General features: G+C 70.5%; 23 protein-coding genes and 1 tRNA gene. 9 read left to right on the top strand and 15 right to left on the bottom strand.

The features are described from left to right. Positions 1–32 precede the first annotated feature (32 nt). The 3 genes from FZO89_RS13050 to rplM all read right to left on the bottom strand — a co-directional run bounded on the left by FZO89_RS13050 (position 33) and on the right by rplM (position 980). Positions 33–107, bottom strand: a tRNA-Gln gene (locus tag FZO89_RS13050). Between the two features lie 48 nt (positions 108–155). Continuing rightward, the gene (gene rpsI, locus FZO89_RS13045; RefSeq protein WP_149103663.1) at positions 156–548 is read right to left on the bottom strand and encodes a 30S ribosomal protein S9; all 393 of its coding nucleotides are present in this window, start codon (positions 546–548) and stop codon (positions 156–158) included. 3 nt (positions 549–551) lie between these two features. Next, positions 552–980: a 50S ribosomal protein L13 gene (rplM, locus tag FZO89_RS13040; RefSeq protein WP_149103662.1), complete on the bottom strand. Its 429-nt coding sequence runs from the start codon at positions 978–980 to the stop codon at positions 552–554. A 230-nt stretch (positions 981–1210) separates the two neighbouring features. On the opposite strand from rplM, the gene coq7 reads away from it, so the two are divergent. Beyond that, positions 1211–1906, top strand: coding sequence for a 2-polyprenyl-3-methyl-6-methoxy-1,4-benzoquinone monooxygenase (gene coq7, locus FZO89_RS13035; RefSeq protein WP_149103661.1), 696 nt, complete (start codon positions 1211–1213; stop codon positions 1904–1906). A 172-nt stretch (positions 1907–2078) separates the two neighbouring features. Here coq7 and speD read toward each other — a convergent pair whose 3' ends face one another. After that, positions 2079–2873: an adenosylmethionine decarboxylase gene (speD, locus tag FZO89_RS13030; protein ID WP_149103660.1), complete on the bottom strand. Its 795-nt coding sequence runs from the start codon at positions 2871–2873 to the stop codon at positions 2079–2081. A gap of 182 nt (positions 2874–3055) precedes the next feature. Here speD and crp point away from each other — a divergent pair, with 182 nt between their 5' ends. Together crp and FZO89_RS13020 are read left to right on the top strand one after the other, a co-directional pair. Continuing rightward, the gene (gene crp, locus FZO89_RS13025) at positions 3056–3691 is read left to right on the top strand and encodes a cAMP-activated global transcriptional regulator CRP (RefSeq protein ID WP_425480468.1); all 636 of its coding nucleotides are present in this window, start codon (positions 3056–3058) and stop codon (positions 3689–3691) included. Then, positions 3688–4161, top strand: a complete 474-nt coding sequence (locus FZO89_RS13020) for a GNAT family N-acetyltransferase (RefSeq protein WP_149103658.1) — start codon at positions 3688–3690, stop codon at positions 4159–4161. The genes crp and FZO89_RS13020 overlap by 4 nt, the downstream gene beginning before the upstream one ends. Before the next feature lie 120 nt (positions 4162–4281). Here FZO89_RS13020 and FZO89_RS13015 read toward each other — a convergent pair whose 3' ends face one another. From FZO89_RS13015 to FZO89_RS12970, 10 genes are all read right to left on the bottom strand, one after another. Beyond that, the gene (locus FZO89_RS13015; RefSeq protein ID WP_149103657.1) at positions 4282–5016 is read right to left on the bottom strand and encodes a haloacid dehalogenase-like hydrolase; all 735 of its coding nucleotides are present in this window, start codon (positions 5014–5016) and stop codon (positions 4282–4284) included. Continuing rightward, on the bottom strand, positions 5013–5831 hold the full coding sequence (trpC, locus tag FZO89_RS13010; protein ID WP_262378717.1) for an indole-3-glycerol phosphate synthase TrpC: 819 nt from the start codon (positions 5829–5831) through the stop codon (positions 5013–5015). Before trpC ends, FZO89_RS13015 begins: the two co-directional genes overlap by 4 nt. Before the next feature lie 130 nt (positions 5832–5961). Further along, entirely contained in the window at positions 5962–6324 is a 363-nt protein-coding gene (locus tag FZO89_RS13005; RefSeq protein ID WP_149103656.1) for an antibiotic biosynthesis monooxygenase family protein, read from the bottom strand. Positions 6325–6383: 59 nt separating this feature from the next. Further along, positions 6384–7424, bottom strand: coding sequence for an anthranilate phosphoribosyltransferase (gene trpD / locus FZO89_RS13000; protein WP_149103655.1), 1041 nt, complete (start codon positions 7422–7424; stop codon positions 6384–6386). A gap of 191 nt (positions 7425–7615) precedes the next feature. Further along, complete coding sequence (locus FZO89_RS12995) at positions 7616–8194, bottom strand: anthranilate synthase component II (RefSeq protein ID WP_149103654.1); 579 nt, start codon at positions 8192–8194, stop codon at positions 7616–7618. Position 8195: 1 nt separating this feature from the next. Beyond that, on the bottom strand, positions 8196–9701 hold the full coding sequence (gene trpE, locus FZO89_RS12990) for an anthranilate synthase component I (RefSeq protein WP_149103653.1): 1506 nt from the start codon (positions 9699–9701) through the stop codon (positions 8196–8198). Positions 9702–9832: 131 nt separating this feature from the next. Further along, the gene (yegS, locus tag FZO89_RS12985) at positions 9833–10777 is read right to left on the bottom strand and encodes a lipid kinase YegS (protein ID WP_149103652.1); all 945 of its coding nucleotides are present in this window, start codon (positions 10775–10777) and stop codon (positions 9833–9835) included. Between the two features lie 268 nt (positions 10778–11045). Further along, positions 11046–11519: a ribonuclease E activity regulator RraA gene (gene rraA, locus FZO89_RS12980; RefSeq protein WP_149103651.1), complete on the bottom strand. Its 474-nt coding sequence runs from the start codon at positions 11517–11519 to the stop codon at positions 11046–11048. Beyond that, positions 11516–12190 (bottom strand): ribulose-phosphate 3-epimerase, encoded by a 675-nt coding sequence (gene rpe / locus FZO89_RS12975; RefSeq protein WP_149103650.1) that lies wholly within the window; start codon positions 12188–12190, stop codon positions 11516–11518. The genes rraA and rpe overlap by 4 nt, the downstream gene beginning before the upstream one ends. A 116-nt stretch (positions 12191–12306) precedes the next feature. Continuing rightward, positions 12307–12633 carry a J domain-containing protein gene (locus FZO89_RS12970; RefSeq protein WP_149103649.1) on the bottom strand — a complete coding sequence of 109 codons (327 nt, stop codon included), beginning with the start codon at positions 12631–12633 and terminating at the stop codon, positions 12307–12309. A gap of 90 nt (positions 12634–12723) precedes the next feature. On the opposite strand from FZO89_RS12970, the gene FZO89_RS12965 reads away from it, so the two are divergent. From FZO89_RS12965 to FZO89_RS12955, 3 genes are all read left to right on the top strand, one after another. Then, a complete protein-coding gene (locus tag FZO89_RS12965) occupies positions 12724–13620 on the top strand; it encodes a phosphoribosylaminoimidazolesuccinocarboxamide synthase (protein ID WP_149103648.1) in 897 nt (298 codons plus the stop codon). Between the two features lie 117 nt (positions 13621–13737). After that, complete coding sequence (locus tag FZO89_RS12960) at positions 13738–14238, top strand: Mpo1 family 2-hydroxy fatty acid dioxygenase (protein ID WP_149103647.1); 501 nt, start codon at positions 13738–13740, stop codon at positions 14236–14238. Positions 14239–14242: 4 nt separating this feature from the next. After that, complete coding sequence (locus tag FZO89_RS12955) at positions 14243–15154, top strand: DMT family transporter (RefSeq protein ID WP_149103646.1); 912 nt, start codon at positions 14243–14245, stop codon at positions 15152–15154. Here FZO89_RS12955 and FZO89_RS12950 read toward each other — a convergent pair. Continuing rightward, positions 15138–16019 (bottom strand): NAD-dependent epimerase/dehydratase family protein, encoded by an 882-nt coding sequence (locus FZO89_RS12950; RefSeq protein ID WP_149103645.1) that lies wholly within the window; start codon positions 16017–16019, stop codon positions 15138–15140. The genes FZO89_RS12955 and FZO89_RS12950 overlap by 17 nt on opposite strands. 139 nt (positions 16020–16158) lie before the next feature. On the opposite strand from FZO89_RS12950, the gene FZO89_RS12945 reads away from it, so the two are divergent. The 3 genes from FZO89_RS12945 to FZO89_RS12935 are packed head-to-tail and all read left to right on the top strand — an operon-like array spanning position 16159 to position 20863. Continuing rightward, positions 16159–18939, top strand: coding sequence for a monovalent cation/H+ antiporter subunit A (locus FZO89_RS12945; protein WP_149103644.1), 2781 nt, complete (start codon positions 16159–16161; stop codon positions 18937–18939). Next, complete coding sequence (locus FZO89_RS12940) at positions 18939–19313, top strand: Na+/H+ antiporter subunit C (protein WP_149103643.1); 375 nt, start codon at positions 18939–18941, stop codon at positions 19311–19313. Before FZO89_RS12945 ends, FZO89_RS12940 begins: the two co-directional genes overlap by 1 nt. After that, positions 19313–20863, top strand: coding sequence for a monovalent cation/H+ antiporter subunit D (locus FZO89_RS12935; protein WP_149104171.1), 1551 nt, complete (start codon positions 19313–19315; stop codon positions 20861–20863). The genes FZO89_RS12940 and FZO89_RS12935 overlap by 1 nt, the downstream gene beginning before the upstream one ends. Positions 20864–20875: the final 12 nt, after the last annotated feature.

Genomic DNA, 20875 nt, shown 5'->3' with positions numbered 1-20875 from the left:
CCCGCCGAAGCGGGTCCTCTCGTATCGCGGATTGGCAGCCCCGGAAGGATTCGAACCTCCGAATGCCTGAGTCAGAGTCAGGTGCCTTACCGCTTGGCGACGGGGCTATGCAACCGATTGTAACGCCGTCGACGGACGACGGCGTGGAAACCGGATTAACGCTTCGAGAACTGCGTGGCGCGGCGGGCCTTGTGCAGGCCGACCTTCTTGCGCTCGACCTCGCGCGCGTCGCGGGTCACGAAGCCGGCCTTGCGCAGGTCGGTCTTCAGGGTCTCGTCGTACTCGACCAGCGCACGGGCGATGCCCAGGCGGATCGCGCCGGCCTGGCCGGTGGTGCCGCCGCCGGACGCGGTCACGACGATGTCGAAGCTTTCCGTGTTCTTCGTCAGTTCCAGCGGCTGGCGCACGATCATGCGCGCGGTCTCGCGGCCGAAGAACTCGTCCAGCGGACGGCCGTTGACGGTGATGCTGCCGCTGCCCTTGCGCAGGAACACGCGGGCGGTGGAGGACTTGCGACGGCCGGTGCCGTAATTCTGGGTGATAGCCATCGTTTAGATATCCAGGGGCTGGGGCTGCTGGGCGGCGTGCGGATGCTCGGCACCCTTGTACACCTTGAGCTTGCGGTACATGGCGCGGCCGAGCGTGTTCTTCGGCAGCATGCCCTTGACCGCGATCTCGATCACCCGCTCGGGGTGGCGCGCCAGCGCCTGCGCCAGCGACTCGGTCTTGAGGTTGCCGATATGGCCGGTGAAGCGGTGGTACTTCTTGTCGGCCAGCTTGTTGCCGGTCACCGTGATCTTCTCGGCGTTGATCACGACCAGGTAATCGCCGGTGTCGACGTGCGGGGTGTAGACCGGCTTGTGCTTGCCGCGCAGGCGGCGCGCGAGTTCGGAACTCAGGCGGCCCAGCGTCTTGCCGGTGGCGTCGACGAGATACCAGTCGCGCTGGACGGTCTCGGACTTGGCGGTGAAGGTCTTCATCGAAAAATGACTCCGGGCGGGGTGCCTGGTCGGGCTGGTTCCGGGACCCCGGGGGGCGGCGGAACGTCACCACGCGTTGTGATTGCGGGAAAAAGAAGCGGAATTCTAGCCTTCGGCGTCGCCCGGCGCAAGCCGCGTCCCGAAGCGCTGGCATCCCCGGCGCCCGCAGGCGACGATGGCGGTTCCCGCCAGACCCGCGGCCCTACCGGCCACGGCCACCCGGAGTCCCGATGCCTGCGCCCCCCACCCCGCAGTTGCCCGCCACCCTGCCCGCCCCGCCACGCGTCGTCCCGCGCCGCCTGGCGCCCCTGGACCAGGTCCTGGTGGAGGCCCAGCGCGCGCTGGAAACGGTGTTCGGCCGGCCCATGGCGCAGCGCGCCAACCCGGCCGGGGACACGCCGGACGTGGAACTGGACCCGGCCGGGCGCCGCCACGCCGCCGGGCTGATGCGGATCAACCATGTCGGCGAGGTCTGCGCCCAGGGGCTGTACTTCGGCCAGGCCGCGGTCGCGCGCGAGCCCGCGACCCGGGAGCACCTGCTCGAGGCCGCGCAGGAGGAAACCGACCACCTGGCCTGGTGTGCCGACCGCCTGGGCGAACTCGACAGCCGCCCCAGCCTCTTCAATCCGCTGTGGTACGGCGGCAGCTATGCGCTCGGGGTGGCCGCCGGCCTGCGCGGCGACGGCTGGAACCTGGGTTTCGTGGTCGAGACCGAGCGCCAGGTCGAGGCCCACCTCGACGAACACCTGCAGACCCTCCCGGAGGCCGACCAGCGCAGCCGGGAGATCCTGCGCCAGATGAAACAGGACGAGGCCCGCCACGCCGACAGCGCCGAACTCGCCGGCGCCCGCATCCTGCCGCAGCCGATCCCGACGCTGATGGCGGCGGCATCGAGGTTCATGAAGGCGGTGGCGTATCGGCTGTAGAGCGGATTGCCCGCTCTACAGCCGGGATTGGGATTCGGGATTGGGGATTGGATAAAGCGCGGCGTGGGCGCCTGATCTCAGACGGAAACGGCCCCGCACTGCGCAAGGCCGTTCTCATGCGGGAACCGCTGTTCCGAATCCCCAATTCCGAATCCCGAATCCCCGCTTTCCATCAATCGATCAGGTTGCGCCCGTGGTACAGCTCCTCGATCTCGCGCTTGAGCCGGGCCTCGATCTTCATGCGCTCCTTGAACGAGAGGTTCCGGGCCTTTTCCTCGAACAGGTAGTTGTCGAGGTCGAAGTCCTTCAGGTGCATCTTCGTGTGGAACAGGGCCTCCTGGTACACGTTGACGTCCAGCATCTCGTAGCGGGCGCGGATGTTCTTGGCCAGGTAGTCCTGGATCGAGTTGATCTTGTGGTCGATGTAGTGCTTGCGGCCCTTGATGTCGCGGGTGAAGCCGCGCACCCGGTAGTCCATCACCACGATGTCGGACTCGAGGCTCTCGATCAGGTAGTTCAGCGCCTTCAGCGGCGAGATCACGCCGCAGGTCGACACGTCGATGTCGGCGCGGAAGGTGGCGATGCCGTTGTCCGGGTGGGTCTCCGGGTAGGTGTGCACCGTGATGTGCGACTTGTCCAGGTGGGCCACGACCGCGTCGGAGATGATCTCCTTGCCGGCGTCCTTCTTGTCGATCACCGGCTCCTCGGAGATGAGGATGGTCACCGAGGCGCCCTGCGGGTCGTAGTCCTGGCGGGCGATGTTGAGGATGTTGGCGCCGATGATCTCGGCCACGTCGCTCAGGATCTGGGTCAGGCGGTCGGCGTCGTACTGCTCGTCGATGTACTCGATGTAGCGTCGGCGCTCGTCTTCCGACGCGGCGTAGCACACGTCGTAGATGTTGAACGACAGCGACTTGGTGAGGTTGTTGAAGCCCTGGAGCTTCAGGCGAGGCAGTGGCTTGACCACGTCGGACGGTCCCCGGTCGGGCAGGCGAAGGGCGGAATTATGCGGCAAAGCCCGTGACCACGGGGGCAACGCGTTTGCTACGCGGGCACGGACGTCCTAATCTCACGGCTTCCCCCGTTCCCCCCTGCATGAACCCAAGCCCTGTGGCCCTGATCAGCAGCTACCGCCGCCCTGCCCACCCGATGGCGCCGTCCCCCGCGACCATCGAGCGTTTCCTCGCCCATTGCCACCGCCGGCGCTATCCGCCGCGAACGGAGGTGTTCCGGCCCGGCGATCCGGCCGGCACGCTCTATTTCGTCATCAGCGGCTCGGTCAGCATCATCACCGAGGAGGACGACGGCCGGGAGCTCGTGCTGGGCTACTTCGGCAACGGCGAGTTCGTCGGCGAGATGGGGCTGTTCATCGAAACCGACGTGCGCGAGGTGATCCTGCGCACCCGGACCCAGTGCGAACTGGCCGAGATCAGCTACGAGCGGCTGTACCAGCTGTTCGACGGCACCCTGGCCAACGACGCGACCTCGATCATGTACGCGATCGGCGTGCAGCTCTCGCGTCGGCTGCTCGACACCAGCCGCAAGGCGGGGCGCCTGGCCTTCCTCGACGTGACCGATCGCATCATCCGGACCCTGCACGACCTGACCCGCGAGCCCGAGGCGATGACCCATCCGCAGGGTACCCAGCTGCGCGTGTCGCGGCAGGAACTGGCGCGCCTGGTCGGCTGCTCGCGCGAGATGGCGGGCCGGGTGCTGAAGAAGCTGCAGGTCGACGGCAAGCTGCACGCCCGCGGCAAGACCATCGTGCTCTACGGGACGCGATGAGCGTCGGCCACTTCGGCGCCGGCGGCAACCTGCCGGACGCCGACCTGCGCAGCGCCGGCCTGATCGACGCCGACGACGTCGCCGCGCTGCTGTCCGAACTCGGTTATCCCTGCGACCCGGAGGACGCCGCGCGCCGGATCCGGGCGATCCTCGACAACGACCGCCAGGCGCTGGTGGTGGCGCGGGTCGGCGGCACGGTGTCCGGGCTGATCGCCCTCGACTTCATGTACTACCTGCCGCTCGACACCCTGACCTGCCGCATCACCGCGCTGGTGGTGACGCCTTCGGCACGCGGCCAGGGGCTGGGCCGGCAACTGCTGCGCGAGGCCGAACGCCGCGCCCGCGCCGGTGGCGCCGCGCGGCTGGAACTGTCCAGCGGCTCGCAACGCACCGACGCCCACGCCTTCTACAAGGCCTGCGGCTTCAGCGACGGCACCGTCCGTTTCATCAAGCGCCTGGGCGACGCGTAGGCCGGGCTCCGGGCCCGGCGGTGGTCTGCAGGTGGCCTCGGCCGCGATCCGCCGCCATCGCCCTGACCAGGGGGGTCCGCGCTCCGCAGCCCACGCTCCCCGTCGCGCCTGCAGCCGATCCTACGCCGCGCTCGCTGCCGATGGAGGCCGATCGCCAGCCCGGTCCTCGCAGCCCCAGTTGAGGATCGGCGTGCCCGTGGGCAGGACGCGGCGGAACATGTCGACGGCGCCAGGCTTGGGATTCACCACCACCGGCGCCCGCGCCGCCTTCAGCAGCGGCAGGTCTGCGCTGGAGTCGGAATAGGCGACGTCGATCTCGCCGTACCCGCGCTCGCGCAGCATCCGCATCTTCTCCTCGGCATGGCAGTGGCGGATGGCGACGATCGCGCCCAGCCGCGGCCCCACCGCGGTGCCGATCACGGGTACGGCCTCGTGCGCGACGAAGGCCAGGATCGCGCGCGCCAGCTCCGGCGGCGCACCAGTGGCGATCACCACCCGGTCGCCGGCCTCGCGGTGCCGGTGCAGCACCTCCAGCGCCACCGGCAGCAGGCGGCCACGGAGCCAAGCATCGTGGCTGGCGACATAGCGGTCGATGGCGTCGTCCAGCGTGCGCCGGCGCGGCATGCCCACGGTGCCGATCCACACGAATCCCGAGATGCCCCGTCGCCGCGTGGGCAGGAACGCCACCATCGGCCCCAGCACCGGTGCGGCCAGCAGCGCCAGCGCCGTGCGCCAGGCGCTGCGCCGGATCAGCCAGGCGAACAGGTGGCTGCCCGAATCGCCGTCGTACAGCGTGTGGTCGAAGTCGAAGACCACCAGCGGCGCGTCGTCGCCCGGAACCGTGACTGCGCTCATGCCGGGAAGAACAGTCGCCGCAGGGCGGCGCCCGGGTCCTCGTCACGCATGAACGCCTCGCCGACGAGGAACGCCTCGACCCCGGCCGCACGCATGCGGGCGACGTCCGCAGCGCAATGGATCCCGCTCTCGGTCACCAGCCGCCGGTCGCGCGGCACCGCGTCGCGCAGCGACAGGGTGGTATCGAGCGAGACCTCGAACGTGCGCAAGCTGCGGTTGTTGACGCCCAGCAGCGGCGCCGGCACCTGGATCGCGCGCTCCAGTTCGTCGATGTCGTGCACCTCGACCAGCACGTCCAGCCCCAGCGCCATCGCGGTGCCGGACAGGTCGGCCAGCTGCCCGTCCGAGAGCGCGGCGACGATCAGCAGGATGCAGTCGGCCCCCAGCGCGCGCGCCTCGTACACCTGGTAGGGGTCGATGGTGAAATCCTTGCGCAGCACCGGCAGCGCGCAGGCGGCGCGCGCCTGCTGCAGGTAGGCGTCGGCGCCCTGGAAGAAATCGACATCGGTCAGGACCGACAGGCAGGCCGCGCCGCCGGCCTCGTAGCTGCGCGCGATCGCGGCCGGATCGAAGTCGGGCCGGATCACGCCCTTCGAGGGACTGGCCTTCTTGACCTCGGCGATCACGGCCGGGGCGCCGGCCGCGATCTTCGCCTCGACCGCCACGGCGAAGCCGCGCGGTGCCGGCATGTCGGCGGCGAGCGCGCGCATGTCCGCCAGCGGGCGTGCGCCGGCGCGCGCGGCGACTTCCTCCACCTTGCGTTGCAGGATCCGTTGCAGGATGTCGTCCTGGCGCGGCAGCGAGGGCCGCAGCAGAGGGTTCACGGAGTTGTTTCCTTCTCGATGCCGGTCGCCCTGTTCCGGGGCCGGTACGCGATCTCACCGGGCATGATCGCAGGACACGCCACGCCATGCGAGCGGCCCGCGCGTCGCCGGACGGCGCTGCTCATCCAGCTTCGCCGCCGTGCGCCTGTTCCCGGTCCCAGCCGTAGGCGCGCTCCACCCTGGCGATGCGCAGTTCGAAGTGCCGGTACCACTCGGCGCGACCGCGTTCGCGTGCCGCCGCGTGCTCGGCGTGCAGGCGCCAGGCGCGGATCGCGTCCTCGCTCTCCCAGTAGGCGACGGTGATCCCGAAGCCGTCTTCCCCGCGGGTCGATTCGACGCCGAGGAAGCCGGGCTGCTGCTGCGCCAGTTCGACCATGCGGTCTGCGGTCTCGCCGTAGCCGTTGTCGCCATCGGTACGTTGCGAGCTGAAGATCACCGCGTAGTAGGGCGGTTTCGGCAGCGTGGCGAATGCGGTCGGATGCATGGCGGACCTTCGGGGTGCGTCCCGGGGGCCGGCGATTGTCGCAAACGCGCCGGGCCCGGTCAGCCCCCGCCCGAGGCGAGCCGGCGGGTGGCCGCGACGAAGGCTTCCAGCTTCGCCATCGCCGCCCCGGAGGCCACCGCTTCGCGCGCCCGGCCGATGCCCTCCTCGATCGAGTCCGCTACGCCGGCCACGTACAGCGCCGCGCCGGCATTGAGCGCGACGATCTCCAGCGGCAAGCCCGCCTCGCCGCGCAGCGCGCCCAGCAGCATGGCCTTCGAGCCGGCCGGATCGTCGACCCGCAGGTTGCGGCTGGCGGCCATCGCGATGCCGTAATCCTCGGGATGGATCTCGTATTCGCGCACCCTGCCGTCGCGCAGTTCGCCGACCAGGGTCGCGGCGCCGAGCGAGATCTCGTCCATGCCGTCGCGCCCCCACACCACCAGCGCGCGCTCGGTGCCCAGTTCCTGCAGCACGCGCACCTGGATGCCGACCAGGTCCGGGTGGAACACGCCCATCAGCACCGAGGGCGCCGACGCAGGGTTGGTCAGCGGCCCGAGGATGTTGAAGATCGTGCGTACGCCCATCTCGCGTCGCACCGGCGCCACCGCCTTCATCGCCGGGTGGTGGATCGGCGCGAACATGAAGCCGACGCCGGTCTGGCCGATGCAGTCGGCGACCTGCGGCGGCTGCAGTTCGATCGCCGCGCCCAGCGCCTCCAGCGCATCGGCGCTGCCCGACTTCGAGGACACGCTGCGGTTGCCGTGCTTGGCCACGCGCGCGCCCGCGGCCGCGGCGACGAACATGCTGGCGGTGGAGATGTTGAAGGTATGGGAGCCGTCGCCGCCGGTGCCGACGATGTCGACCAGGTGGCTGCGGTCGGGCACGTCGACGGTGCGCGAGAGTTCGCGCATCACCTTCGCCGCCGCGGCGATCTCGTCGACCGTCTCCTTCTTCACCCGCAGCCCGGTGAGGATCGCCGCGGTCATCACCGGCGACACCTCGCCCCGCATGATCTGGCGCATAAGCGAGATCATCTCGTCGTGGAAGATCTCGCGATGCTCGATGGTGCGCTGCAGGGCTTCGTTGGGGGTGATGGTCATGGTGGGGCCGTGATTCGTGATTCGTGATTCGTGATTCATGATTCGTGAAAATCTACACGCTGTCATCCCGAGCGAAGCGAGGGATCTGCTTCATGCACGGCTTCGGCCACGAGATCCCTCACTGCGTTCGGGATGACAGGCCTTTCGACACCCCGGTTGCGGGCGTCGCCTGCACGTCGCCGGCGCCATCGTCATCGCTCCAGGAAGTTCTTCAGCAGCGCATGCCCATGCTCGGTCAGGATCGACTCGGGATGGAACTGCACCCCCTCGACCGGATGCTCGCGATGGCGCAGCCCCATGATCGCCTCGAACGCGCCATCCTCGTGCTCGGTCCACGCCGTGACTTCCAGGCAGTCGGGCAGCGAGTCGCGCTCGACCACCAGCGAGTGGTAGCGCGTGGCCTCGTAGCCATCGGGCAGGGCCGCGAACACGCCCTCCCCCCGGTGCCGGATCGGCGAGGTCTTGCCGTGCATGATCCGGCCCGCGCGCACCACCCGGCCGCCATAGGCCTGGCCGATCGCCTGGTGGCCCAGGCACACGCCCAGGATCGGCGTGGTCGCGCCGAGACGCTCCACCAGTGCCAGCGACACCCCGGCCTCGTTGGGCGTGCACGGCCCCGGCGAGATCACGATGCGCTCCGGCGCCAGCGCCGCGATGTCATCGACGCCCAGCTCGTCGTTGCGCACCACCCGCACCTCGGCGCCCAGAGCCTGCAGGTACTGCACGAGGTTCCAGGTGAAGCTGTCGTAGTTGTCGATCATCAGCAGCACGTCACAACCCCTTCGCCGCTTCGGCCACGGCGCGGAACAGCGCGCGGCCCTTGTTCATGGTTTCGTCCCACTCGGTCTGCGGGTCGGAGTCGTGGACGATCCCGGCGCCGGCCTGGACGTGCAGCCTGCCGTCCTGGATCACCGCGGTGCGGATCGCGATCGCGGTGTCGGCGTCGCCGTGCCAGCCGATGTAGCCGATCGCGCCGGCGTAGACGTTGCGCTTGACCGGCTCGAGCTCGCGGATGATCTCCAGCGCGCGGATCTTGGGCGCGCCGCTGACGGTGCCGGCGGGGAACGTCGCGCGCAGCACGTCGGCGTAGGACAGGCCGGGCTTCAGCCGCCCCGTGACCTCGCTGACGATGTGCATGACGTGGCTGTAGCGTTCGATCACGAAGCTGTCGCCGACCTTTACGCTGCCGGCTACGGAGACGTGGCCGACATCGTTGCGGCCGAGGTCGATCAGCATCAGGTGCTCGGCGCGTTCCTTCGGGTCGGCCAGCAGCTCGGCTTCGAGCGCCAGATCCTCTTCGTGCGTGGCGCCGCGCGGCCGGGTGCCCGCGATCGGGCGCACGGTGACCTCGGCCCCGCCGTCGCCGCCATGCTGCAGCCGCACCAGGATCTCCGGCGAAGAGCCCACCACCTGGGTGCCGCCGACATCGAGGAAGTACATGTACGGCGACGGGTTCATCGCGCGCAAGGCGCGGTACACGTCCACGGGCCGTGCGTTGAAGGGCACGCTCATGCGCTGCGACAGCACCACCTGGAACGCATCACCCGCGGCGATGTAGTCCTTGGCCCGGGCGACGGCCGCGAGGAAACCCTCGCGGGTAAAGCCCGACTCGAAGTGCGCCTCGTCCAGCGCTTCGGGGCGCAGGGTTTCGGGATAGCCCGCACCGCCGTGGCGCAGCCGGTGCGCGAGCGCGTCGAGCCGGCGGCTGGCGCGCGCGAACGCCTGCGGCTCGCGCGGATCGGCATGCACCACCAGGTACAGCCGGCCCTTGAGGTTGTCGAACACGGCCACGTCCTCGCTGAGCATCAGCAGGATGTCGGGCGTGCCCAGCTCGTCGCGGTTGGCGTTGGCGCGCAGCCGCGGCTCGATGTACTCGATGCACTCGAAGCCGAACCAGCCCACCAGACCGCCCGTGAAGCCGGGCAGGCCGGGCACGCGCGGCACCGAATGCTCCACCCGCAGGCGCTCGACCTCCGCGAACGGATCGTCCACCTCGCGTTGCTCGACCACTTCGCCATGCTCGCTGACCGTCAGCGTCTGCCCGTGGAAGGCGTACACCCGCGTGGCCGGCAGGCCGATGATCGAGTACCGGCCGAAGCGCTCGCCGCCCTCGACCGATTCGAACAGGTAGGTATGCGGGCCGTCGGCGAGCTTGAGGTAGACCGACAGCGGCGTGTCGAGGTCGGACAGGACCTCGCGCACGACCGGGATGCGGGTATGGCCTTCGGCGGCCTGCCGCTCAAACGCGGCTTGCGGGGACTCGACTTGCGGTGACACGCGGCATTTCCTCGGACGGCGGGCGGGCGGTTGCGACGGCGGCTGCGGGCCACCATCGCCAGCCTTCGCCGGCGGTACGGAAATGCGGGAATGCGGACGCGCCCATGGGCGCTAATGTAGCGATTTCGCGCTCAGTCCGCGACCGGTGGTTGCGAGCGCAACGGACACCCGGCCGGCAGGTGCATGCGTACCCGCCCCGGCACGCAATCGATGCGGAACCGGGTGGACTCCACCGGCTCGCCGTCGAGGTTGAGCACCAGCGGCGCCGCGGCCTCGATCTCGATCCACGACAACCGTACCCGCGTGGCGACGCGGTCGAGCGCCGCCACCTTGCCCTCGCTGACGACCGTGCCGAGCGTGGCGGCGACTTCGCCCTCCAGCTCCGGGATGACGGTAACGTCGAGCAGGCCGTCGTCGACCAGCGCATCCGGGCACAGCGCCTGGCCACCGCCGGCCTGGCGCCCGTTGCCGATGCCGAGCGCGATGAAGCCGCCGCGCCAGGCGAAATCCGGTCCGCGCAGGCGGGCCTCGACCGGCTCGATGCGGCCCAGCCTGGACAGGCCGGTCAGCACGTAGGCCAGTCCGCCGAGCAGCTTCTTCATGCCCTCCGGCGTTTCCACCGTGACCTGGGTGCCGAAGCCGCCGCTGGCGAGGTTGGCGGCCCATCGAAGCTTGCCATTGGCTTCCAGGCGCAGCAGGTCGATGGCGTGCGCAGGCTGCGCCGCGATCAGTTCCAGGGCCGGCAACGGCTCGACGGGCAGGCCCGCGGCGGTGGCGAAATCGTTGGCGGTGCCCATCGGCACCAGCCCCAGCGTGGGCAGCGCCGCGGCGGGTTCGTCGCGTCCGGCCAGCGTGGCGGCGACTTCGCTCAGGGTGCCGTCGCCACCGGCCGCGACGATCGCGCTGGCGCCGTCGTCGATCGCCTCGGCCACGTAGCGCTGGGCGTCGCCGTCCTCCCAGGTCACGCGCACGTCCAGGTCGAGTCCGCGCTCGCGCATCGCATGCACGGCCTCGCGCAGGTCGTCGTCGCCCGCGGACTTGCCGTTGATGATCAGGCGCCAGTGCGGTGCGGTCATGGGTGCGCGGAGCAGGCTGGGGAGGGCAACGGTGTAACACGCGCCGGGAGCCCGCGCTTCACGCGCATTCCACGGAAGGCGGACGACGGCAACGGGCGCTGAATGCGCCCGTCGCTGTCATGCGCGCGTCACCGGTGCCGCGCAGCATGGAAGGCCATAGCAGGGACGACGGGCGGGGGCGGGATTGCCCCCATGTCTTCCGGCGACGGATCCGCCGCGACAAGGCGGGTCCGTCGCCAGGCAAGCGGACACCGGCAGCGCTCCGGCTTCAGGCCAGCGGCGCATCCGCCAGGATCACGCCATCCTCGTCGGCGGCCAGCCATTGCCCGGCCTCGATCAGCAGCCCGCCGAACTCCACCGGGACATCACGCAGGCCCTGGCCGCGCTTGTCGGTCTTCATCGGGCACGTGGCCAGTGCCTTGACGCCCAGGTCGAGCGCGGCGATCGCGACGCTGTCGCGGATCGCGCCATGCACCAGGACCCCGCTCCAGCCATTGGCCGCCGCCTGTTCGGCAAGCATGTCGCCGAGCATCGCGCGGCGCAGCGAGCCGCCGCCGTCGATCACCAGCACCCGCCCCTCGCCCGGCTCGGCGACCGCTACGCGCACCAGCGAGTTGTCCTCCAGCGCCTTGACCGTGCTCACCTGGCCGGAGAACGCGATCCGCCCGCCGTAGTCGCGCAGCGGCAGCTCGAGCACGCGGACGCGTCCGACGAACCGGTCGCACAGGTCGCAGGTGTTCATCGCGCGGCGCCCGCGATCGCGTCGCGCATGCGCGCGATCACCGCGGCGTAGTCAGGCTGGCCGAAGATCGCGCTGCCGGCGACGAAGGTGTCGGCGCCAGCGGCGGCGATCGCGCCGATGTTGTCCGGCTTCACCCCGCCGTCGATCTCGAGCCGGATCGGCTTTCCGCTCGCGTCGATGCGCTCGCGCACCCGGCGCAGCTTGTCCAGCGTCGAGGGGATGAAGGCCTGGCCGCCGAAGCCGGGGTTGACCGACATCAGCAGCACCAGGTCGAGATCCTCGAGCACGTGGTCGAGCACGTCCAGCGGCGTCGCCGGGTTCAGCACCAGGCCCGCCTGGCAGCCTTCGCCCCTGATCAGCTGGATCGTGCGGTGCACGTGGCGCGAGGCCTCGGGATGGAAGCTGACCAGGCTGGCGCCGGCCCTGGCGAAATCCGGCACCAGGCGGTCGACCGGCTCGACCATCAGGTGCACGTCGATCGGCGCGGTCACGCCGTGCCTGCGCAACGCCTCGCAGACCATCGGGCCGATGGTCAGGTTGGGCACGTAGTGGTTGTCCATCACGTCGAAGTGCACCCAGTCGGCGCCGGCGGCCAGCACGCGGTCGACCTCCTCGCCGAGTTTCGCGAAGTCCGCGGAGAGGATCGAAGGGGCGATGACGGCGGGCTGCATGCAAGCTCTCTCCTGGTTCGTCGCGGGCGCCGGGGGCGTCCGTTCGTTCACATCTCCGGTCGCGCGGTCCTGCACCCGCGGCGACCTCCACCGTACGGCCGGTCGATGCGGCCCGTTCAGCGCTGCCGCAACTCCCGGATGCGGTCGTAGGCGGCGTTGATCGCGCGCGCCTTCTCCTCGGCCCTGGCGCGCAGTTCGGGCGCGGCGCCGGCGACCTTGTCGGGGTGGTACTGCGACATCAGCCGGCGGTAGGCCTGGTCGATCTCGGCATCGCTGGCATCGCTGGTCACCCCCAGCACCCGGTAGGGCTTCGCCTTGCCGGGCGCGATCCAGCCGGCATCGAAGGCATGGCCGATCAGCAGCCCGATCAGCCCGCCCGCGGGGTGGCGCAGCAGCAGCCAGCCGGCGATGAAACCCAGCAGTTTTCCGTACCAGCGGTTCATCCCGACAGTGTAGCCGTCCGGCGGGCCGGCCCGTTCATCGCCGCGGCGAAATGGCACTACACTTGCCGGCCCGCCCGAAGGCCCACCTCCTTGGCGACCACGCTGCTGTCCTCCGAACTGCCCGGCCTGCCCCTGCGCCATCGCGGCAAGGTCCGCGACGTGTTCGACCTCGGCAACGACAAGCTGCTGATGGTCGCCACCGACCGCCTGAGCGCGTTCGACGTGGTGCTGCCCGACCCGATCCCCGGCAAGGGCGAGATGCTCTGCCAGATCAGCAATTTCTGGTTCGACCGGACCGCGGCGCTGATGCCCAACCACCTGACCGGCATCGATGTGGCCAGCGTGCTGCCCGCCGGCGTCGACCCGGCGCTGTACGCCCGGCGCGCGGTGGTGGCGAAGAAGCTGCGGCCGGTGCCGATCGAGGCGATCGCGCGCGGCTACATCATCGGCAGCGGCTGGAAGGACTACCAGCGCACCGGCCGGGTCAGCGGCATCGCCCTGCCCGGCGGCCTGCGTCAGGCCGAGCAACTGCCGGAGCCGATCTTCACCCCCTCGACCAAGGCCGCGGTCGGCAACCACGACGAGAACATCGATTTCGACACCGCGGTCAAGCTCGCCGGCGCCGACCTCGCCGAGCAGGTGCGCGACGCCACCCTGCGCCTGTACAAGCACGCCGCCGCGTACGCCGCCGAACGCGGCATCCTGCTGGCCGACACCAAGTTCGAGTTCGGCACCGACGAGGACGGCCGCCTGGTGGTGATGGACGAGATGCTCACGCCCGATTCCTCGCGCTACTGGCCGGCCGACGAGTACGAGGTGGGCACCAGTCCGCCGAGCTACGACAAGCAGATCGTGCGCGACTACCTGGAAACGCTGGACTGGGACAAGACCCCGCCCGGCCCGCGCCTGCCGGCGGAAGTGATCGCGCGCACGCGGGCGCGGTATGCCGAGGCGCTGCAGAGGCTGGCGGGCATCTCGATCGATTGACGCCCCCGGATCTCTCGACGGTCCGGCGTGGCGGAGCAGGTGTACGGCGCCCCCACCTACGCCCACGAGGGATTGCCGGTATCCTGCGGACACCCTGCATGCCCCGGGAAGAATGCCATGAGTGCCTCCGTCGATTCGACCGGCGAACGCCCCATCGACCGCTGGTTCGCCAGCTACTCGGCCGACCACCGCAACGACGCCAACCAGCGGATCCACGTGTTCGCGGTGCCGCTGATCCTGTGGAGCGTGATCGCGCTGCTGTGGTGCATCCCGGTGCCGCCCGAGACCGGCTTCCGCGCCGGGCTGTGGGCGGGGCTGGCCTGTTTCGCGGCGTGGATGTTCTATTTCCGCGCCTCTCGGCGGATCGGGTTCGGCATGCTCGCGGTGTTCGTGGCGATGCTGTGGCTGACGTTCTGGATCGAACGCCTGCAGGGCACGCGCTATTTGCTGTGGCTGGCGGTCGGCGTGTTCGTGGTGGCGTGGATCGCGCAGTTCGTGGGCCACAGCAAGCTGTTCGAAGGCAAGAAGCCGAGCTTCTTCACCGACCTGCGCTACCTGCTCATCGGCCCGGCCTGGGTGCTGTCGAAGCTGTACCGGAAACTCGGCTGGCACTGGTGAGGCCATGACCGCCGGCGCCGGGCTGCGCGGGCGCGACCTCGCGCTGGCGCTGGTGATCTGCCTGTGCTGGGCATTCAACTTCCTGACCTCCGCGCACGCGCTGCAGGAGATCCCGCCGTTCCTGTTCAGTGCGCTGCGCATGGCGATCGTGCTGGCGCTGCTCGTCGCCTTCATGCGGCTGCCGCCGCGCTCGCAGTGGTGGCGGCTGGCCGGGATCGCCATGTTCACCGGCGTGCTGCATTTCGGCACCAGCTTCCTGGCGCTCAAGCTCGCCGGCAACCTGTCGTCGCCGGCGATCGTCACCCAGACCTACGTGCCGATGGCGGTGCTGCTGGCGTGGTGGAGGCTGGGCGAACGCTTCGCCTGGCGCACCGCGCTCGGCATCGGCCTGAGCTTCGCCGGCGTGCTGGTGCTGGGCTTCGACCCGATGGTGCTGGACCGGCCGCTGGCGCTGTTCGTGATGCTGGGCTCATCGCTGATGGTGGCGATCGGCACGGTGCTGATGCGGCGCATGACCGGCGTCGGGCTCGTCGACCAGCAGGGCTGGACCGCGGCGCTGAGCGTGCTGCCGCTGCTGGCGATCAGCGCGATGGTGGAACCGGATGGATTCGCTGCGCTGCGCGAGGCCAGCTGGATCGGCTGGGGCGGCGCGGTGTACGCGGCGGTGTTCGCCTCGCTGCTCGGGCACGGGCTGTTCTTCAAGCTGGTGCAGCGACATCCGGTGGCGCAGGTGACGCCCTACCTGCTGATGACGCCGGTGTTCGCGGTGCTGCTGGGCATCGTGTTCTGGGGCGACCGCCCGGGCCCGGCGCTGTGGATCGGCGGGGCGATGGTGCTGGGCGGCGTGCTGGTGATCGCGATCCGCACGCTGCAGAAGAAGCGCCCGCCGGTGGCGGAGGTCACGCCGGAGGTGTGAACATCGCCGCGTCGGGGACGAACGGGCGTGGGGCGTAGCCGAAGTCGCGATGCGCGGGCGCGGCGTCGAAGACCAGGTCCTCGCGCATGCGCGCGAGCGCGGCATCGTTGAAGCCGGCGGCGAGACCGGCGAGCCGGGCCGGCGCCAGCAACGCGCGGAACAGCGGCGGCGGCAGCACCACCAGCCGCGGCTGCGACGGCAGCGTCGCCAGCACCCGTCGCACCATCTCGCGGTACGCCAGCGACTCGCCGCCCGGCAGGGCATAGGCCTTCGCGTGCGCATCGCCGGCATCGAGGCAGGCCATCGCCGCAGCGGCAAGATCGTCGACATGCACCGGCTGGCGCAGGCCGGTGGCATCGGCCGGCAGCGCGAAGCCGTGCAGCCGCTGCGCGAGCGCCGCGATCCGGGTGAGCGTGGCATCGCGGCCGACGCCGTAGACCAGGGTCGGCCGCAGCACGGTGGCGCCGATCCCGCGCGCGGCGGCGGCTTCGAACAATCGCGCTTCGGCCTCCCGCAGGCGCCGCGCGACGTCGCGCTCGGCGGCGTCGGCGGAGGCCTGCTTGACCTCGACGCTGGTCGAACCGAAGGCGACCACGCGTCCGCACGCCACTTCGCCGCGTGCGAACCACGCGGCGAACGCGTCCAGTGGCCCGCAGCTGAGGATCGCATCGACCTGCGCCGGCAGGTCGTGGCAGCCGGCGAGGTCGCCGCGCAGCCAGCGCACGCCTTCGGCTGCGGGCTGCGCATGGCGCGAGACCGCCCTTGCCTCCCAGCCGGCATCGGCCAGTCGCGCCAGCAGCGGGCGTCCGATCTGGCCGCTGCCGCCGAACACCAGCGCGGTGCGTCCCACGCGTGGCGCGGCCATCGGCGAATGCGGCGCTCGCGCCCGGTCTGCGGTCATCGCGACAGCATATCGCGCGGTTTCGCGCACGCGGTCGTCGGGTAAACTCGGGTGCCGGCCCGGCGCATGCGCGGCGTGCCGGCCTGCCCACACCGGATTTCCGATGCTGATCCTGCTCCTGGCCCTGCCCTTCGTGGCGGTGCTGGCCATCGCACTGGCCCGCAATGCCTCGCGACGGACCATCGCCTGGCTGGCGGCGGCCGCGCCGCTGCTCGGCCTGGGCGTGCTGGCGTGGTTCACGCCGGCGGTGATGGAGGGCGCGATCCCGGCCTGGAGCCTGCCGTGGATCCCGCAGGCGGGTCTGGCGCTGTCGCTGCGCCTGGACGGCCTGGCCTGGATGTTCGCCGGCCTGGTGCTCGGCATCGGCGTTCTGATCGTGATGTACGCGCGCTACTACCTGTCGGAAGCCGACAGCTCGCCGCGTTTCTTCGGCTACCTGCTGCTGTTCATGGGCGCGATGCTGGGCATGGTGCTGGCCGGCAACCTGCTGTTGCTGGTGGTGTTCTGGGAGCTGACCAGCATCAGCTCGTTCCTGCTGATCGGGTTCTGGAGCGACCGCCAGGACGCGCGCCAGGGCGCACGCATGGCCCTGACGATCACCGGCCTGGGCGGGCTGGCCCTGCTCGGCGGCGTGCTGCTGATCGGACGCGTGGTCGGCAGCTACGAACTCGACGCCGTGCTCGCGGCGGGCGATGCGATCCGCGCCAGTCGCGAGTACCCGGCGATCCTCGCCCTGGTCCTGGCCGGCGTGTTCACCAAGAGCGCCCAGTTCCCGCTGCACTTCTGGCTGCCGCAGGCGATGGCCGCGCCGACCCCGGTGTCGGCCTACCTGCATTCGGCGACGATGGTGAAGGCCGGCGTGTTCCTGCTGGCGCGGCTGCATCCCGCGCTCGCCGGCACCGATCTGTTCTTCTACGTGGTCAGCACCGTCGGCGCGATCACCCTGCTGGTCGGCGCCTGGTACGCGATCTTCCAGCACGACCTCAAGGGCCTGCTGGCGTACTCGACGATCTCGCACCTGGGCCTGATCACATTGCTGTTCGGGCTGTCGACGCCGATGGCGGTGGTGGCGGGCGTTTTCCACATCATCAACCACGCCACCTTCAAGGCCTCGCTGTTCATGGCCGCGGGCATCATCGACCACGAGTGCGGCACCCGCGACCTGCGGCGGCTCGGCAACCTGCGTCGCTACATGCCCTACACCGCCGCGCTGGCGATCGTGGCTTCGCTGGCGATGGCGGGGATCCCGCTGCTCAACGGCTTCCTGTCGAAGGAGATGTTCTTCGCCGAGGCGCTCGACGCCGGCAACGACCGCGGCTTCCGCATCGCGATCAGCATCGCCGCGCTGCTGTACGGCGTGTTCGGACTGGCCTACAGCCTGCGCTTCGTGCACGACGCCTTCCTCGGCCGCGGCCCGCGCGCGCTGCCGGTGGAACCGCACGAGCCGCAGGTGTGGATGCGGATCCCGGTGGCGGTGCTGGTGGTGCTGTGCCTGGCGGTCGGCATGCTGCCGGCGCTGACCGTGGAGCCGGTGCTCAGGACCGCGGTGATGGGCACCCTGGGCGATGCCGCCCCCGCGTTCTCGCTGGCGGTCTGGCACGGCTGGAACCTGCCGCTGGCGATGAGCATCGGCGGCGTGTTCGGCGGCGTCGTGTTCTATTTCGCGCTGCGCCGGCTGTACGCGCTGCACGACGCGATCCTGCGCACCTGGGGCCGGCACCTGTTCCAGGTCAACATCGAAGCGCTGTTCACCGCCGCGGGCAAGTTCACCGCGCGGGTCGCCGCCGGCGGCATCCGCCGCAGCCTGTTCTGGATGATCGTGGTCACCCTGCTGGTGGGCGCGGCGCCGTTCGTCGGCGCGCCGGCGGCGCTGCTGCCCGGACTCGGGGCGTCGCAATCGATGCCGTGGCTGGGCTGGATCCTGTGGGCGGTGCTGGTCGCGTCCACGCTCGGCACGGTGGCGGTGCACGGGCGGCGCCTGACCGCGCTGATCGTGATCGGCGCGGTCGGCCTGCTGGTGAGCCTGGCCTTCGCGCTGCTGTCGGCGCCCGACCTCGCGCTGACCCAGCTGATGGTCGAGATGGTCACGATCGCGCTGATGATGATGGCGCTCAACTACCTGCCCAAGCAGTCGAAGCAGGCACGCACGCCGCTGCGGCGCTGGCGCGACGCGGCGCTGTCGATCGTGGCCGGGCTCGGCGTCGGCGGACTGGCCTACGCGATGATGCTCTCGCCGCAGCAGACCATCTCCGGCGAGATGCTGGCGCGCTCGCTGCCCGAGGCCTACGGCGCGAACGTGGTCAACGTGATCCTGGTCGACTTCCGCGGCTTCGACACCTTCGGCGAGATCACGGTGTTCGCGGTGGCGGCGCTGGTGGTGCACGCGCTGCTGCGCTGGGCGCGCCTGCGGCCGGACGAGGTGATGCCCGGCCCGCCGGTGCAGCTGCCGATTCCCGCCGACCTCACCCAGCTGCTGTTCCCGCTGGCGCTCACGGTGTCGATCTACCTGTTCCTGCGCGGCCACAACGCGCCCGGCGGCGGCTTCATCGCCGGACTGGCGATCGCGGTGCCGGTGCTGATCAAGTACGTGGTGCAGGGCGCGCGCGCGGTGGAAGCCACCTTCGGCTTCGACTACCTGCGCGGCATCGGCATGGGGCTGATCATCGCCACCATCGGCGGCCTGGGCTCGCTGGTGTTCGGGCTGCCGTTCCTGACCAGCGGCCATGTCGACCTCGACCTGCCCCTGATCGGCCACCTGCCGCTGGCCAGCGCACTGGTGTTCGACACCGGCGTGTACGTGGTGGTGTTCGCCGGCGCGCTGCTGATGCTGTCCACGATGGGCACGGTGCGCAGGCGCCAACTGCAGGCGGAGGGCGCGGGCTGATGGAATTCGCTTTCGCCAGCGGGATCGGGGTCCTCGTGGCGGCAGGCGTCTACCTGCTTCTGCGCGCGCGCACGTTCGACGTGATCCTCGGCCTGACCCTGCTCTCCTACGCCACCAACCTGCTGATCTTCTCGTCCGGCCGGCTGGCGATCGGCAAGCCACCGGTGCTGCGTTACGGGGTCGAGACCACCGCCACGTACTACGCCGACCCGCTGCCGCAGGCGCTGGTGCTGACCGCGATCGTGATCGCGTTCGCGATGACCGCGGTGGTGGTGGTGGTGGCGATGCGCAACCACGCCGACCTGCACAGCGACCACGTCGACGGGCACGAGCCCGGCGCCGCGGCCGACGACGACCGGAAGCCGCCGGCATGATCCAGCACCTGGTGCTCGCGCCGGTGCTGGTGCCGCTGCTGTGCGGGGCGATCCTGCTGCTGCTCGAACGCCGGCACAGCAGCCTGGTACTGCGCAGCGGCGCCTGGATCGGCCTGGCGCTGCTGCTGGCGGCATCGATCGCGCTGTTCGCACGCGCGTCCGCGGGCGGCGTCGAGGTGTACCTGCTCGGCGACTGGCCGGCGCGGCTGGGCATCGTGCTGATGCTCGACCGGCTCGGCGCGCTGATGGTGCTCACCACCAGCCTGCTCGCGATTCCCTGCCTGCTCTACGCCTGCGCCGGCTGGGACAAGCGCGCGCTGCATTTCCACGCGCTGTTCCAGATCCAGCTCGCCGGCCTCAACGGCGCGTTCCTCACCGGCGACGTGTTCAACCTGTTCGTGTTCTTCGAGGTGCTGCTCATTTCCTCGTACGGCCTGCTGCTCTCGGGCGGGCGCGGCGAACGGATGAAGGCGGGCATGCACTACGTGGTGTTCAACATCGTCGCCTCGACCCTGTTCCTGGTCGCGCTGGCGCTGGTCTACGGCCTGCTCGGCAGCCTGAACATGGCCGAGCTCGCGGTCCGGATCCGCGAGGTGGCGGAGGAGGACGCGGCGCTGGTGCGCGCGGCGTTCGGCCTGATGCTGGTGGTGTTCTGCGCCAAGGCCGCGCTGCTGCCGATGTACCTGTGGCTGCCGGAGACCTATGCGCGCGCGCCCGCGGCGGTGGCGGCGCTGTTCACCATCATGACCAAGGTCGGCCTGTATTCGCTGCTGCGGGTGAGCACGCTGATGCTCGGCGACGGGGCCAACGCGCTGGCCGGCTTCGGCCGCGACACCCTGCTGATGTTCGGCGTGGTGACGCTGCTGCTCGGTGGCCTCGGCGTGGTCGGCGCGCTGCGGCTGCGCATCTCGGCTTCGTACCTGGTGCTGCTCTCGGCCGGCACGCTGTTCGTGGCGTTCGCGCTGGCACGTCCCGACACGATCGCGGCCGGGATGTACTACCTGCCGCACAGCTGCTTCGCCGGCGCGGCGATGTTCATGATCGCGCACATCGTGCAGCGCGAGCGCGGCGAGGTCGGCGACCGGCTGCTGCAGCCGGCGCCGCCGATGCCGCGCCTGACCGGGCTGCTGTACATGGTCGCGGCGGTGTCGCTGGCGGGGCTGCCGCCGCTGTCGGGCTTCATCGGCAAGTTCCTGCTGCTGGCCGCGGTGCCGGACGCGGCCACCGCCCTGGTCTACGCGGCGGTGCTGGTGAGCAGCCTGCTGGCGCTGATCGGACTCAGCCGCACCGGCACCCGGCTGTTCTGGCGCACCGCCGCCGTCGCCGAGGACGAAGCGGTGCCGCCGGCCGCGGCGCCACGGTCGGCCAGGACCCCGGTGGGCAAGCGCGAGATCGCCGCCACGGCCCTGCTGCTCTGCTACGGCGTGGCGATGAGCGTGTTCGCCGCGCCGATCCTGCGCTACACCGATGCCGCCGCCCGCCAGTTGCTGTCGCCGGGCGATTACATCCGCGAAGCGCGCGCGGCGACCCCCGCCGTGCGGCAACCGTGATGCGAGGCCCGC

The sequence above is a fragment of the Luteimonas viscosa genome (assembly GCF_008244685.1).
Taxonomy (GTDB): domain Bacteria; phylum Pseudomonadota; class Gammaproteobacteria; order Xanthomonadales; family Xanthomonadaceae; genus Luteimonas; species Luteimonas viscosa.
This window is presented reverse-complemented; position numbering and strand designations above follow the sequence as displayed.

Bases quoted from the DNA above. Each gene is read 5' to 3' on its own strand.
- trpD (WP_149103655.1), bottom strand. From the start codon at position 7,424: ATGACCATCACCCCCAACGAAGCCCTGCAGCGCACCATCGAGCATCGC.
- rpe (WP_149103650.1), bottom strand. From the start codon at position 12,190: ATGCAGCCCGCCGTCATCGCCCCTTCGATCCTCTCCGCGGACTTCGCG.
- FZO89_RS12970 (WP_149103649.1), bottom strand. From the start codon at position 12,633: ATGAACCGCTGGTACGGAAAACTGCTGGGTTTCATCGCCGGCTGGCTG.
- rraA (WP_149103651.1), bottom strand. From the start codon at position 11,519: ATGAACACCTGCGACCTGTGCGACCGGTTCGTCGGACGCGTCCGCGTG.
- coq7 (WP_149103661.1), top strand. From the start codon at position 1,211: ATGCCTGCGCCCCCCACCCCGCAGTTGCCCGCCACCCTGCCCGCCCCG.
- rpsI (WP_149103663.1), bottom strand. From the start codon at position 548: ATGGCTATCACCCAGAATTACGGCACCGGCCGTCGCAAGTCCTCCACC.
- FZO89_RS12960 (WP_149103647.1), top strand. From the start codon at position 13,738: ATGAGTGCCTCCGTCGATTCGACCGGCGAACGCCCCATCGACCGCTGG.
- FZO89_RS12945 (WP_149103644.1), top strand. From the start codon at position 16,159: ATGCTGATCCTGCTCCTGGCCCTGCCCTTCGTGGCGGTGCTGGCCATC.
- FZO89_RS13015 (WP_149103657.1), bottom strand. From the start codon at position 5,016: ATGAGCGCAGTCACGGTTCCGGGCGACGACGCGCCGCTGGTGGTCTTC.
- FZO89_RS13005 (WP_149103656.1), bottom strand. From the start codon at position 6,324: ATGCATCCGACCGCATTCGCCACGCTGCCGAAACCGCCCTACTACGCG.
- crp (WP_425480468.1), top strand. From the start codon at position 3,056: ATGGCGCCGTCCCCCGCGACCATCGAGCGTTTCCTCGCCCATTGCCAC.
- yegS (WP_149103652.1), bottom strand. From the start codon at position 10,777: ATGACCGCACCGCACTGGCGCCTGATCATCAACGGCAAGTCCGCGGGC.
- FZO89_RS12955 (WP_149103646.1), top strand. From the start codon at position 14,243: ATGACCGCCGGCGCCGGGCTGCGCGGGCGCGACCTCGCGCTGGCGCTG.
- rplM (WP_149103662.1), bottom strand. From the start codon at position 980: ATGAAGACCTTCACCGCCAAGTCCGAGACCGTCCAGCGCGACTGGTAT.
- FZO89_RS12940 (WP_149103643.1), top strand. From the start codon at position 18,939: ATGGAATTCGCTTTCGCCAGCGGGATCGGGGTCCTCGTGGCGGCAGGC.
- FZO89_RS12950 (WP_149103645.1), bottom strand. From the start codon at position 16,019: ATGGCCGCGCCACGCGTGGGACGCACCGCGCTGGTGTTCGGCGGCAGC.
- FZO89_RS13020 (WP_149103658.1), top strand. From the start codon at position 3,688: ATGAGCGTCGGCCACTTCGGCGCCGGCGGCAACCTGCCGGACGCCGAC.